Genomic DNA, 14,467 nt, shown 5'->3' with positions numbered 1-14,467 from the left:
TTAGCTTTTTAAAGATATGAGTTTAATCTTTAAATAAGATGAAAAAAAAGTGTTTTTCCCTTATTGTGAATGACGAATATATTAAAAATAGTAGAGTTTTTGTTTAATTAACATCTTTTGAATCACGAATATGCTTTTTCAAAATTTCATTTTTCCACTCTAAAGCTTGTTCCAGAGTTTCGAATAATTTGAATTCTTTTTTGAAAAGTGATTTTTCTAATTTGGTTTGCATTTTTTGTCTAGGATCGCTAGATATTACAGCAACTCCAATCAAATTTTTTATTTTAGACATCTCCATATGGATAGCGGGATCTACAGAATATGAATTTATTCTATTTGTTATATATACAAAAGGCTTGTTTTTGTAGTATTGATTAGCTCCCATTTTTAGAAGGTCATTGTATTTTGAGAAAACAGTGACTCCTTCTTTCATGACTGACAAAATATAGTCATTATGTACTTCAACTATACCAAAGTTGAAATCAAAAGATGTAATCATTAAATTGATTTGTTAGTCTAACAAAGATAAACTTAAAAAATTATAAATTTTTAGTCGTCAATAGATTAAGTAAAAAAAAGACTACTATATAGCTATAGTAGTCTTTTTTAATTATAATTCAGTTTGTTTTTAAGATTCAGCTGATTTTTCGGCTTTCTTAATGGTTATTGTAAGTTCTCCAGAATCATCATCCATATCCATGAAAATACTATCACCTTCCTGTAGTTGAGCATTTATAATCTCTTCAGCCAAAGCATCTTCTATATATTTCTGAATAGCTCTTTTTAGTGGTCTTGCTCCGTATTGTTTATCAAACCCTTTTTCTGTTATGTAATCCTTAGCTTTTTCACTAAGGGATAAATCATATCCAAGGCTTTTGATTCTTCCGTATAGCTTATCAAGTTCGATATCAATAATTTTATGAATATCTTCTCTTTCTAAAGCATTAAAAACTACAACATCATCTACTCGATTTAAAAATTCGGGAGCAAATGCCTTTTTTAAAGCATTTTCGATAACTCCTTTTGCATAATCTTCTGCCTGAGATTTCTTGGCTGTAGTTCCGAATCCTACTCCTTGTCCAAAATCTTTTAATTTACGAGCTCCAATATTAGAGGTCATTATAATTATAGCGTTTCTAAAATCGATTTTACGACCCAAACTATCTGTCAAATATCCATCATCTAAAACTTGAAGCATCATGTTAAAAACATCAGGATGTGCTTTTTCGATTTCATCTAATAAAATGACAGCATATGGTTTTCTTCTTACTTTTTCTGTAAGTTGTCCACCTTCTTCATAGCCAACATATCCCGGAGGAGCTCCTATAAGCCTTGAAACAGCAAATTTTTCCATGTATTCACTCATGTCTATACGAATGAGTGTATCTTCACTATCAAAAAGTTCTCTAGCTAATACTTTTGCTAATTGAGTTTTACCAACTCCTGTTTGTCCAAGAAATATAAAGGATCCAATCGGTTTGTTTGGGTCTTTAAGTCCTGCGCGATTACGTTGTATTGCTTTTACGACCTTGGTAACAGCTTCGTCTTGCCCAATAACTTTACCCATAATAAGGCTTGGTAACTCCGCTAGTTTATTGCTTTCTGTTTGGGCAATACGATTTACAGGAATTCCTGTCATCATAGAAACTACATCAGCAACATTTTCTTCATCTACTGTTTCTTTATGCAGTTTCGATTCTTTTTCCCATTGTTCTTGAGCAACTCCTAGTTCTTTTTCAAGATTTTTCTCATCATCTCTAAGTTTTGCAGCCTCTTCATATTTCTGTTTCTTGACAACACTATTTTTGAGTTCTCTAACTTCCTCTAATTTTTTTTCTAAATCTAAAACTTTCTTAGGAACGTCGATATTAGTAATATGAACTCTGGAGCCTGCTTCATCCAGAGCATCTATAGCTTTATCTGGAAGAAAACGATCTGTCATATATCTATTGGTTAGCTTCACACAAGCTTTTATAGCTTCTGGTGTATAGCTAACATTGTGATGCTCCTCATATTTCTCCTTAATATTATTAAGGATTTCTATAGTTTCTTCTATGTTAGTAGGTTCTACAATTACTTTTTGGAACCTTCTTTCTAAAGCTCCATCTTTTTCGATATACTGTCGATATTCGTCTAAAGTTGTGGCTCCTATACATTGAATTTCACCTCTTGCTAAAGCAGGTTTGAACATATTTGAAGCATCAAGACTTCCGGTTGCTCCTCCGGCACCTACAATAGTGTGAATTTCATCTATGAAAAGAATAATATCATCATTCTTTTCTAGTTCATTCATAACAGCCTTCATTCGTTCTTCGAATTGACCTCTGTATTTGGTTCCGGCAACAAGGCTAGCTAAGTCAAGAGTAACTACTCTTTTGTCAAATAATATTCTAGAGACTTTTCGTTGTACAATTCTTAGGGCAAGTCCTTCAGCTATAGCGGATTTACCAACTCCAGGCTCTCCTATTAATAAAGGGTTGTTTTTCTTACGTCTACTAAGAATCTGGGAAACACGTTCTATTTCTTTTGATCGACCGACAACGGGATCCAATTTACCTTCTTCTGCCATTGCAGTAAGGTCTCTTCCAAAATTATCTAGAACAGGAGTTTTTGATTTTTTACCCGCTTTATTTCCTCCAGATGGAGAATTAAAAGGGTTTTCTTTAGACGCATCTCCTGTCAAATCATCATCATCTTCAGAGAAAGATTCTGCTTTTGGGTTATCTATATATTCTTCTTCGTTCGTTATCATAAACTTAAATTGGTCTTTAATGTTATCATAATCCACTTTTAAACGATTTAAAAGCTTTGTAGTTGGGTCATTTTCATTTCTTAGAATACATAACAGAAGATGAGCAGTATTAATAGAAGAACTTTGAAATAGTTTTGCTTCCAAAAAAGTAGTTTTTAATGCTCTTTCTGCTTGTCTAGTTAAATGTAAATTCTTTTTTTCATTTGAGGCCACCGCTATATCAGGATTTGCAGGGCTAAGGATTTCAACTTTTCTTCTTAAATTAGTCAAATCTATATCTAACGCATCAAGGATACTAATTGCTTTCCCACTTCCATCACGTAATAATCCTAACATAAGATGTTCTGTACCAATAAAATCGTGCCCCAATCTCAGAGCTTCTTCTTTACTGTAAGCAATAACATCTTTAACTCTGGGTGAAAAATTATCATCCATAAATTATACTCTTTCTTTTTCTTTATAACTAAAATAGTAATTTTTAGAATTACATTGACAAAAACTATTCCTTTTAATCGATGATTAACATATATCTATACTGAATAGGAAATTTTGTCATGTAATTCCTTTCTTTCAAAAACAGTCACTCAAACAAGTAGTTTTTGTTAATGTTTTTCACTTCTAATGGTAAATAGACAAAAAAAGCTTTAATAATCAAAACCTAAGATAGTAGACTTATTAACCATATACATCCTGATCATTGTTAATAAATTACGTATATTACATAGGTCAATAGCTGTTAAAACCGTCTTAATTTACTTAAATTAGCCCGTTTAATTAATCAATTTTAGAATAAAATAAATTTTTTATGGCTGAAGGAGAAAAGCTTATACCCATCAACATCGAGGATGAGATGAAATCTGCCTACATTGATTACTCAATGTCGGTTATTGTTTCTCGTGCACTTCCAGATGTTAGAGACGGTCTTAAGCCTGTACATAGGCGTGTATTATATGGTATGTATGAACTGGGTGTTAAAGCCAGTAGTGCCCATAAGAAGTCTGCAAGAATTGTAGGTGAAGTACTTGGTAAATATCACCCTCATGGAGATACCTCGGTATATGACACAATGGTACGTATGGCTCAGGAATGGAGTTTAAGGTATATGTTAGTTGATGGTCAAGGTAACTTTGGTTCTGTAGATGGAGATAGTCCTGCTGCTATGCGTTATACAGAGGCAAGAATGAGAAAGATATCTGAAGATATGCTTGCAGATATAGAAAAAGAAACCGTAGATCATACATTTAATTTTGATGATACACTACAAGAGCCTACAGTTTTACCAACAAGGGTTCCAGGACTCTTGATTAATGGAGCTTCTGGTATTGCGGTTGGTATGGCCACAAATATGCCTCCTCATAATTTGACTGAAGTTGTAGATGGTACGGTAGCTTATATCGATAATAACGACATCGAAATAGATGAGTTAATACAGCATATAAAGGCTCCTGACTTCCCTACAGGAGGTACAATTTATGGATATGATGGGGTTAGAGAAGCCTTTAAAACAGGTAGAGGACGTATTGTTATCCGGGCAAAAGCAAGTTTTGAAGAAGTAAATGGTAGAGAATGTATCATTGTTTCTGAAATTCCTTATCAGGTCAATAAAGCAGATATGATTAAAAAGACTGCAGATCTGGTTAATGACAAAAAGATAGATGGTATTTCTACGATCAGAGATGAGTCTGATAGAAAAGGGATGCGTATTGTATACGTATTAAAACGTGATGCTATACCTAATATCGTTTTAAATCTTTTATACAAATATACCGCATTACAGTCTTCTTTTAGTGTTAATAATATTGCACTTGTTAATGGAAGGCCACAGTTGTTGAATGTAAAAGAAATGATTCATTATTTTGTAGAACATAGACATGAGGTTGTTGTTCGTCGTACAAAATATGAATTAAGAAAGGCAGAAGAAAGAGCTCATATTTTAGAAGGTTTAATCATTGCTTCTGATAATATTGATGAAGTCATTGCTTTAATCCGTGCTTCTTCTAATGCTGATGAGGCTCGTGAAAAGCTTATTGAACGTTTTAAGCTATCTGAGATACAGGCTAAAGCAATCGTAGAGATGCGATTACGTCAGTTAACTGGTCTGGAGCAAGATAAGTTACGTGCAGAGTATGAAGATTTGATGAAGACTATCGAAGATCTTAAGGATATCTTGGAGAAGAAAGATCGTAGAATGACAATTATCAAAGAAGAACTTGCCGAAATAAAAGAAAAATACGGTGATGAACGTCGTTCTCAGATAGAATATGCTGGAGGAGATTTAAGTATTGAAGATATGATTCCTGATGAAAAAGTAGTAATTACGATTTCGCATGCAGGTTATATCAAAAGAACATCTCTTAATGAATACAAGAAACAAAATAGAGGAGGAGTAGGACAAAAAGGAAGTACTACACGTAATGAAGATTTTCTTGAGCATTTGTTTGTAGGGACTAATCACCAGTATATGTTATTCTTTACACAAAAAGGAAAATGTTTCTGGATGAGAGTATATGAAATACCAGAAGGAAGTAAAACATCAAAAGGTAGAGCGATACAAAACTTGATTAATATTCATAGTGATGATAAAGTGAAAGCTTTTATTTGTACTCAAGATCTTAAAGATGAAGAGTACATTAATTCTCATTATGTCATTATGGCAACGAAAAAAGGTCAGGTCAAAAAGACATCTTTAGAACAATACTCCAGACCAAGAACAAATGGTATAAACGCAATTACCATTAAAGATGATGATGAACTTCTAGAGGCTAAGCTAACAGATGGTAAAAGTCAGGTGATGCTAGCAGTACGATCAGGTAAGGCTATTCGTTTTGAAGAAGAGAAAACGAGACCTATGGGACGTGGTGCTTCAGGTGTAAGAGGTATACGATTAGCAGATGAAAAAGATGAAGTAATTGGTATGGTTGCTGTAAATGAGATGGAAAGTAATATCTTAGTGGTTTCAGAGAACGGATACGGAAAACGTTCAAAGCTAGAAGATTATCGAATTACGAATAGAGGAGGTAAAGGGGTTAAGACTATTTCTGTAACCGACAAAACAGGTAATCTGGTAGCTATTAAAAATGTTACTGATCTTGATGATCTGATGATTATAAATAAATCAGGAATAGCTATTAGGTTAGCCGTAGAAGATTTGCGAGTGATGGGACGTGCAACTCAGGGAGTACGTTTAATTAACTTAAAAGGTAAAGATTCTATTGCGGCAGTAGCAAAAGTTATGCATGATGAAGACGATATAGATGATGCAGAAATTGTAGAAGATGTAGATTCTCCTATGACAGATGCTGATAATGCTTCAGATGGCACGAATATTGATGATAAAACGAAACAATAATTAAATCCCATTTTAAAAACTCAAGTAATGAAGACTAAATTTATCGTAGTACTGTTCTTAGCAGTTAGTGCTATTGGATTTTCTCAAAAACAAGCATTAAAAGCTGCTGCAAAGGCGCTTAAATCCGGAAATATGGATGTTGCTAGTGATGCATTGAAAGCTGCAGAGGGGCAGTTAGATATGGCTGATGAAAAAATGAAAGCTCAATTTTATTTCTTTAAAGGTCAGGTCTTGGCATCTTCGTCTGGAGAATCTTTAGAGAAAGTAGAAGCTGCTGCAGATGCTTATAATAAATCAATAGAGATTGAAAAAACGGCAGGTGGATCTAAGTATACTGCAGATGCTAGCCAAAAATTGCAGTTATTGCGTCAAGCTTTAATAGAAAATGCAATTAAAGATCAAAATGCTAAAAACTATAAAGGTGCAGCAGAAAAATTATATTTAGGATATAAAACCAATAAAGCAGATACAACATATTTATATTATGCTGCTGGTAATTCTGTTAATGCAAAAGATTATGATAAAGCATTATTATACTACAAAGAGTTAAAAGAACTTAATTTTAGTGGTATTAAAACTGAATTTGTTGCAACAGATAAAGCAACAGGTAAAGTAGAGCCTTTTGATTCAAAATTGATTAGAGATGCATCTGTGAAATCTGGTTCATACATCAAACCAGAAACTCGCACTTCTGAATCTAAAAAAGGAGAGATTGCTAAAAATATAGCATTGATCTATATGAGTCAAGGAAAAGATGAAGAAGCTGTAGCTGCTATAAGTGATGCAAAAAAAGAAAATCCTAATGATGCAGCTTTAATGCAAGCTGAAGCTGATGTATATTATAAGTTAGGAAACATCGCTAAGTATAAAGAAATTATGGAGCAGATTGTTGCTAATGATCCTGAGAATCCAGACTTACTTTATAATTTAGGTGTTAGTGCATCTCGTCTTGGAGATAATGACCAAGCATTAGGATATTATAAAAAAGCATTAGAATTGAAGCCAGATTATACTGCAGCTCAAATTAATATTGCTTCTATTATCCTAGGTGGAGAAACTAAGATTGTTGATGAAATGAATGGTCTGGGTACATCTTCAAAAGACAATAAAAGATATGAGGAACTTAAGGTAGAAAGACAGAATATATACAAAAATGCTGTCCCTTATCTTGAAGGAGCCTTAAAAAGTAAGCCAGACAATGTAGAGGCTATCCGTACTTTGATGAATATCTATTATCAGCTTGACAATCCAAAAGCTGATGAAATGAAAAGTAAATTAAAAGCTTTAGAAGGAGGTAACTAGATTACTAAAAGCTTATGAAAATATAAAAGCCAGAATCATTCGATTCTGGCTTTTTTTATTAGAATATTATATGTGTTTTATTTTTTGTATATCATATAATTTTTTTCATTTCCAAGGAATATAAATGTCATGTAATACAATTTTAAGAAGTTCTTTAAGAATAATTTATCTAGTATTATCATCACTCCTTTTCCTGTTTTCTGAAATACGATCAAATGGGTATGAGACGATCACTATGGATTTTTTTAAATACTCCAAATTCATAAGGAGATTCGTATAGTATGACTATTAGAGAAGTTTATGACGTACAAAAGAAATATAATGCTTAGTATTTTTATTGATTTTTTTATTTTTTAATAAAAGGAATAGAGAGTGGATAATAGCATTTTTGAGAATTTATAGCAGATATTACATTTTTAATCATTACAATAATACTAAATGGGATAACCGCAATAAAAAAGAAAAAGGCACCAGGTATGGTTACTAATGCGATAAGAGATAATACAAATAGGATCGTAATGGTGATCTGAAAATTAACAATTGCTCTTCCATGAATATCATAAATTTTATGATCCTCTCTTTTATGAATCCATAAAAATAAAGGAATCAGTATATTGCATAAGGGAATACCTAATCCTAAAATAGGAATTCCGTGCATTAGTAATAGCCATTTTTTCTGAATCGTCTCTTCTTTTGGATCCTCTAAGATTAATAGGTCATCAACTTCGATTTCTAACGCAGTAGCAAGAAGTTTGACAGTTTGTAAATGTGGATTTAATTCACCTTTTTCAATACGTTGTATAGTTCGAATGGTAACGTGAGTTCGTTCTGAGAGTTCTTCTTGAGTGTATCCTTTTAACTTACGTTGATATACTAAGTTTTTTGCTATTGATCGATCTTCCATAATTTTGATTTTTGTTTAGAACAAAGCTATCAAGAGCTCACGATTTTTGTTACGACATATCTATGTCACCTATATGTCATTTACTGTTTTATCTACTGCTTTAGGATAAAGATATAAGTTTTAGAACTAATTTGTGTACGATAGGATGGTGATTAATTTCAAAAAAAGTCAAATACAAATAAATCAAAAAAAAGAGACTGTTTCATAAAACAGCCTCTTTTGAAATTAAGTTTTAAATTTTAGTATCTCTAAAACTTATATGAAGAAATCAAATGATTTTTTTCATTAATGAAAATAACATCATCGATCACATCTATTAGATAGTTTGGTGTTTTATCTAAAAGATCAATTTGTTTATCAATTGCTCCGGTTTTTTTGTTAATCATATTTATAGAATGCTTTGTAGGAGCAGTGTCGCTTTTTATTTTTGCTACTATAAATTGATGGTCCTTAATACTTTTTGAATTAGAGTATCTGGTTTTTGTAATTTCAAAAACAGTAGCCATATTTTGACCGTCTCCAACATATAAGCCAGCTACCATAGATTCTGTAGCTGTACCATCATTTTGATCTGTTGATCTTCTGTAAACACCGCTAGACAAGGCAGAAAGTTGATCAATATTTTCCAAAGCTCCACCAATATCAAGATCTACACCAGCCACTGCTAATCCTATTTCAGCCATTTGTGCAAAACCTTTTAGACTAGATGCAGGTTCATAATACTGAGTATACTTTAAGGTTCCTGTAGGAGATAACAAGGAGATATGTTGTTCGGTAAATAATAGATATCCGCCATCTTTTACATATTCTGCAACAAGTGGGGTTTTCTTTTTCACATTTTCTAGAGCGATATCTTCTGCAAATAATTCTATTTGTCCAGATTTTAAATCAAATTTGTATCCCTTTTTATTCTCAAAAAGTACTACTTTTTCTTCCTTTTCATCATAAGTAACTGCCGGGATTGATTTAAATTTCACATCTTTATCCCATACATCTTTTCCTTTTACAAAATCAAGAATATTTGATCTTTCAGTAGATACATACATAATACCTTTTTCTGTAGGAGTCACATAATATGCATATCCTTTAACTTTACTATCCCAGATTTTATCTCCTTCGGGATTAACTAGAGCTATAGTACCATCTTTTTCATGCTTACCAATGGCAATAAAACCTTTTGGATGAGGAATTACTTCGTCTAGAAAATCTATTTTGAAGCTTTTTTTCCATTTAAACACATTTGTTTTTGGATCAATAATATTAAAACCTTCTGTTTCTACAACAATTAGATTGTTAGCTTCATCTGGACGTACATCTATTAGTGTTCCTCGTAGTTTTAATTTACCGGGAGTTATATCACTTCCATTTATGGGGTCTAGTACTGTAAGTTTATTGGATTTTTTGATACCAAGATAAAGGCTGTTATTAATGTCAGAATATACCAATGCTTTAATTCGCTTATCAGCTTCGTGTTTCCATACAATTTCTCCATTAGTACCATTTATAGTAAATATTTGATTTTTGATACCGATAATCAAATTATTCTCTTTGTTAAAATATGGTCCATGATCTATAAAACTTCTTTTTGAAATAAGGCTTTTAATGAAGCCCTTACTTTCTCCAAGCGCTGTTATCCATTCTTTTTTCCAAGTTTTTAGACTGAAACTCATAAGATAGCGTTCTTTGTCTTTAGTCAGTTCAAAAAGGATTACACCATTATTTTGTAATATGGTAAAGTCTTTTATTCTATAACCATCATCTTTAGTATCAAAAACAATGTCTCCATTACTAGAGTTAATAATAATACCTCTTGTTTTACCAGCTAGTGGTATATATTCAACATAAAAAAGAGGTAAACCATCAATGGTAAGAAAAGTGTTTTTATCAACAGCTTTAAGTTCTTTATTATGCCATACGGTTTCTCCAGTGGTGTTGTTCATGGCTAATAAACCTTTTGCACCAGAAGCGATAATAAGACCATCATTAGATTGCTTGATCCAACCTACTTCGTATAGTGTTTCTTTGAGATCAACTTCCCAAAGTTTGTCTTGTGAATATCCAAAACTAATTGATAAAATTGCCAGAAAAATGACATAGATTTTTTTCATTTGGTTGAGTGTTTAGTTAGAAAAAATAAGTTTAGGCACGCCAAAAATGCAACAAAATATGATTATCCACAAATTTGTCGTATCAAATTAGAAGTTCTAAACAACTTGGGATGCGCTTTTAAAGCGTATCCTAAGTTGTTTTATCTAAGTTCTGCACCTAGCTTATTTTCAAAATTATGTTGTAGTTTGTTCATAATTTTGTCAATTTGTTTATCTGTAAGTGTTTTCTTTTCGTCAAGTAGAGTAAAGCTTACTGCATATGATTTTTTACCTTTAGGTAGATTTTTACCTTGATAAACATCAAACAAATTTATATCTTTTAATAGTTGTTTTTCGGTCTGTTTGGCAATGGTATGAATTTCTTCAAATTTTACATCATTATCCAAAAGAAGAGCAAAATCCCGACGTACCTCTTGAAATTTTGAAATATCAGAATACTTTACTTTATTATGTTTTGCATACTCTAAAACAGCATCCCAATTAAAATCAGCATAAAGTACTTCTTGAGCAATAGAAAAATGCTTAAGAATTGATTTTTTAATAATTCCAAAATCAACAACTTTAGCTTTTCCGACAGTTAATGAAATCCCTTCAGAAAATATATCGTTTTTTATTGGAGTTGTTTTTAATCTGTTTATACTTAGGCGTTCCAATACAGATAATACAACACCTTTTAAATAAAAGAAGTCGCTAACTTGGGAGCTGTTATTAATTCTCCAACTTTCTTTAGACCGGTTTCCTGTAATAATGATACTTAAATGCTTGTTTTCTATTCTACTATCTTCTTGATAATGATGATAAGTTTTACCGAATTCAAAAAATTTAAGATCTGCTCTTTTTCTGTTACTATTATAAGATACAGCTTCTAAACCAGAGAAGAGCATAGACTGTCGCATTACTGCTAAATCATTACTAAGCGGATTAAGCATTTCTACATTATTTTCAGTTTTTAACTGTTCGCTTAAATGAATATATTCTGGTGTAGTAAGCGAGTTTGCCATCATCTCATTAAATCCCTGCCCTGCCAGTTGATTTGATATTATGTTTTGCACATTATGATCTGAAAATTTATCAATATTAGAGATCGAGGCATTTAATTTTTGAGTAAATGCAATATTGTTATACCCGTATACTCTTAGAATTTCTTCTATAACATCGGCTTCTCTTTGTACGTCATTTCTATAAGAAGGAATGGTAAGACCAATCCCACTTTCTGTAACGCTATTAATTTTGATATCTAACGAGGTTAGAATCTGTTTTATAGTTTCTTGAGGAAGTTCTTCTCCAATAAGTTTGGTTGCGTTTTCAAAAGACAAAAACACTTGAAAATCTTCGATTTTTTTAGGATATAGATCTAGTATTTCACTAGAGATATTTCCACCAGCAAGTTCCTGTATTAGTAGTGCGGCTCTTTTTAATGCGTACTCTGTAATATTGGGATCAATACCGCGTTCAAATCTAAAAGAAGCGTCTGTATTTAGACTATGTCTTTTTGCCGTCTTTCTAATACTAACGGGGTTAAAATATGCACTTTCCAAGAAAATAGAAGTCGTTGTTTCTGAAACTCCAGAGTTCATTCCTCCAAATACTCCTGCAATACAAAGAGGTTTAACAGCATCACAGATCATTAAATCTTCCTCGTGTAATTCTCTTTCTACTTCATCAAGAGTTGTGAACTTTGTTCCTGCCTCTACTGTTTTTACTTCAATTTTATCACCTTCAATATAATGTGCGTCAAATGCATGTAAAGGCTGTCCCAGCTCATGTAATACATAATTGGTGACATCGACTACATTATTTTTAGGGGTTATTCCGATAGCTTTTAGTCTATGTTGTAACCAAGATGGAGATTCTTTTACTTTAATATCAGAAATTGTTAAACCGCAATATCTAGGTGCTAAATCTTGATTAGTAACTTCGATATCGATTTTCTTTAATCGATTTTCTACTCTAAAATTACTCACAGACGGAGTAATAAGTTCTATATTAAGATCTTTTTGAAGTAGACCAGCTTTTAGATCTCTTGCTGTACCCCAGTGACTCATTGCATCAGCACGATTTGGAGTTAGTCCTATCTCAAAAACATAGTCATTTTCGATATCAAATATTTCTGCAGCCTTTGTCCCAACAGGAATGTCAGAATTAAGAACCATGATTCCGTCATGACCTTTTCCTAATCCTAATTCATCTTCGGCACAAATCATTCCATGACTTTCTTCGCCTCTGATTTTTCCTTTTTTTATAGTCCATTCTTCACCTTTATCGTCATAAAGCTTAGTTCCGATAGTTGCAACTGGTACTTTTTGGCCAGCAGATACATTAGGTGCTCCACATACAATCTGAACAGGTTCTCCATTTCCTAAATCAACTTTTGTGATTTTTAGTTTATCTGCATTTGGATGTTTCTCACAGTTAAGAACTTGCCCTACAACAACTCCTTCTAAACCTCCTTTTACACTTTGGTAAGCTTCTATTCCTTCAACTTCTAGTCCTAAATCAGTAAGGAGTTCACCCGTTTTTTCTGCATCCCAATCTAGGTTAGCAAATTGTTTTAGCCAGTTATATGAAATCTTCATTTGTGATCTTTCTTAATTCAGTCGGTAAAGATAATATATTGAATCTGCCTGTTAAAATAAACAGATACCAAAATGTTTATATAAAATGAACTGAAATAATTCGGTAAGTTTTAAGTAACTTTCCGGACTCTTTATAAAATTTCTATAATGAAAAGAATTATCACACTTATCTTATTCTCTTTAGTTATTGTTTCTTCTTGTAAGAAAGATCAAACCAGCAAAATAATGCATCTTAAAAGTGGTCCTTGGAGAGCAACGTTAGAAGTTCAGGACAATAAAAAACTGCCTTTTTTAATGGAGGTTATGGAAGATCATACTTTAAAGATTTTTAATGCAGAAGAAACTATAAATGTTGATGAAGTTGTGGTCAGTGGAGATTCAATTACCATCAAGTTTCCTGTATTTGAAGGATATGTTGCAGCAAAATTTGTGGATTCTGTGACTATTTCGGGTAGTTTTATTAAAGAAAGTTTGGATAGAGTAGTACCATTTGAAGCAAAATATGGAGAACAGGATAGATTTGATATTGAATCAAAGGAAGAATACAATATTACAGGGAATTGGGAGGCTGTTTTTAGTGAAGACAATAAAGAAGATAGATATATTGCTAAAGGGATTTTTAAACAAAATGGAAATATTGTTACAGGAACATTTAGAACAACCACCGGGGACTACCGTTACTTAGAAGGAGTAATGAATAATAATGAGTTGCAATTATCTACTTTTGATGGTGCGCATGCATTTCTGTTTACAGCGCAAGTAACAGATAGTACCCTTAATGGCTCTTTCTATTCTGGAAACCATTGGAAAGAACCGTTTGTTGCCAAAAGAAATGAGCACTTTAAATTACCGTCTGAAGATTCATTAACGTTCTTAAGAGAAGGGTATGATAGTTTGACGTTTAGTTTTCCTGATACCAATGGAAAAGAAGTTTCACTTCAGGATGAACAGTTTAAAAACAAAGTAGTAGTAGTGCAGATTATGGGTACCTGGTGTCCAAATTGTATGGATGAAACTAAGTACTATGTAGATTTTTATAATCGTAACACTTCTGAAGATGTAAAGCTTGTCGCCTTAGCTTTTGAATATGCAAAAACTGAAGAAAAGGCCTTTAAGTCAATAAAGAGACTGAAAGAAAAATTAAATGTAGAATATCCAATTCTTCTTGCTCAATATGGTACCTCAGACAAACAAAAGGCACAAGAGAAATTACCTATGCTTAATCATGTGTTATCCTATCCTACGACCATTTTTATAGATAAAAAGGGGAAAGTACGTAAAATCCATACAGGTTTTAATGGGCCCGCGACAGGTCAAAAATATGTTGATTTCAAAAAGGAATTTGAAGAATTTGTTGATCAATTATCAAAAGAATAAGTATATTAAATAGATAAAACTCTACCATCGTGATAGTATCATGCTGGTAGAGTTTTACTGATACATAGCTAAAGATACAATACATTAAGGCTCAATTTT

General features: G+C 32.3%; 8 protein-coding genes. 3 read left to right on the top strand and 5 right to left on the bottom strand.

What is annotated here, in order from left to right; translation table 11 throughout:
• Nucleotides 1-103: 103 nt before the first annotated feature.
• On the bottom strand, nt 104-499 hold the full coding sequence (locus FOF46_RS12180) for a hypothetical protein (protein ID WP_143916640.1): 396 nt from the start codon (nt 497-499) through the stop codon (nt 104-106).
• Between the two features lie 129 nt (nt 500-628).
• A complete protein-coding gene (locus tag FOF46_RS12175) occupies nt 629-3,187 on the bottom strand; it encodes an ATP-dependent Clp protease ATP-binding subunit (RefSeq protein WP_143916639.1) in 2,559 nt (852 codons plus the stop codon).
• A 370-nt stretch (nt 3,188-3,557) separates the two neighbouring features.
• Here FOF46_RS12175 and gyrA point away from each other — a divergent pair, with 370 nt between their 5' ends.
• A complete protein-coding gene (gene gyrA / locus FOF46_RS12170) occupies nt 3,558-6,101 on the top strand; it encodes a DNA gyrase subunit A (RefSeq protein WP_109435300.1) in 2,544 nt (847 codons plus the stop codon).
• A 27-nt stretch (nt 6,102-6,128) separates the two neighbouring features.
• Nucleotides 6,129-7,403, top strand: coding sequence for a tetratricopeptide repeat protein (locus FOF46_RS12165; protein ID WP_109435301.1), 1,275 nt, complete (start codon nt 6,129-6,131; stop codon nt 7,401-7,403).
• Between the two features lie 346 nt (nt 7,404-7,749).
• Here the strand turns inward: FOF46_RS12165 and FOF46_RS12160 are convergent, their stop codons facing one another.
• From FOF46_RS12160 to pheT, 3 genes are all read right to left on the bottom strand, one after another.
• Nucleotides 7,750-8,307, bottom strand: a complete 558-nt coding sequence (locus tag FOF46_RS12160) for a helix-turn-helix domain-containing protein (protein ID WP_143916638.1) — start codon at nt 8,305-8,307, stop codon at nt 7,750-7,752.
• A 248-nt stretch (nt 8,308-8,555) separates the two neighbouring features.
• Nucleotides 8,556-10,415, bottom strand: coding sequence for a PQQ-binding-like beta-propeller repeat protein (locus FOF46_RS12155; RefSeq protein ID WP_109435303.1), 1,860 nt, complete (start codon nt 10,413-10,415; stop codon nt 8,556-8,558).
• A 140-nt stretch (nt 10,416-10,555) separates the two neighbouring features.
• Nucleotides 10,556-12,991, bottom strand: coding sequence for a phenylalanine--tRNA ligase subunit beta (pheT, locus tag FOF46_RS12150; RefSeq protein ID WP_143916637.1), 2,436 nt, complete (start codon nt 12,989-12,991; stop codon nt 10,556-10,558).
• Between the two features lie 147 nt (nt 12,992-13,138).
• Here pheT and FOF46_RS12145 point away from each other — a divergent pair, with 147 nt between their 5' ends.
• A complete protein-coding gene (locus FOF46_RS12145) occupies nt 13,139-14,368 on the top strand; it encodes a peroxiredoxin family protein (RefSeq protein WP_143916636.1) in 1,230 nt (409 codons plus the stop codon).
• Nucleotides 14,369-14,467: the final 99 nt, after the last annotated feature.

The sequence above is a fragment of the Aquimarina algiphila genome (genome assembly GCF_007489275.1).
Taxonomy (GTDB): Bacteria; Bacteroidota; Bacteroidia; order Flavobacteriales; family Flavobacteriaceae; genus Aquimarina; species Aquimarina algiphila.
This window is presented reverse-complemented; position numbering and strand designations above follow the sequence as displayed.

What these genes read in the sequence shown, in the direction of transcription:
- FOF46_RS12180 (WP_143916640.1), bottom strand. Translation starts at nt 499, where the DNA reads ATGATTACATCTTTTGATTTCAACTTTGGTATAGTTGAAGTACATAAT.
- FOF46_RS12175 (WP_143916639.1), bottom strand. Translation starts at nt 3,187, where the DNA reads ATGGATGATAATTTTTCACCCAGAGTTAAAGATGTTATTGCTTACAGT.
- gyrA (WP_109435300.1), top strand. Translation starts at nt 3,558, where the DNA reads ATGGCTGAAGGAGAAAAGCTTATACCCATCAACATCGAGGATGAGATG.
- FOF46_RS12165 (WP_109435301.1), top strand. Translation starts at nt 6,129, where the DNA reads ATGAAGACTAAATTTATCGTAGTACTGTTCTTAGCAGTTAGTGCTATT.
- FOF46_RS12160 (WP_143916638.1), bottom strand. Translation starts at nt 8,307, where the DNA reads ATGGAAGATCGATCAATAGCAAAAAACTTAGTATATCAACGTAAGTTA.
- FOF46_RS12155 (WP_109435303.1), bottom strand. Translation starts at nt 10,415, where the DNA reads ATGAAAAAAATCTATGTCATTTTTCTGGCAATTTTATCAATTAGTTTT.
- pheT (WP_143916637.1), bottom strand. Translation starts at nt 12,991, where the DNA reads ATGAAGATTTCATATAACTGGCTAAAACAATTTGCTAACCTAGATTGG.
- FOF46_RS12145 (WP_143916636.1), top strand. Translation starts at nt 13,139, where the DNA reads ATGAAAAGAATTATCACACTTATCTTATTCTCTTTAGTTATTGTTTCT.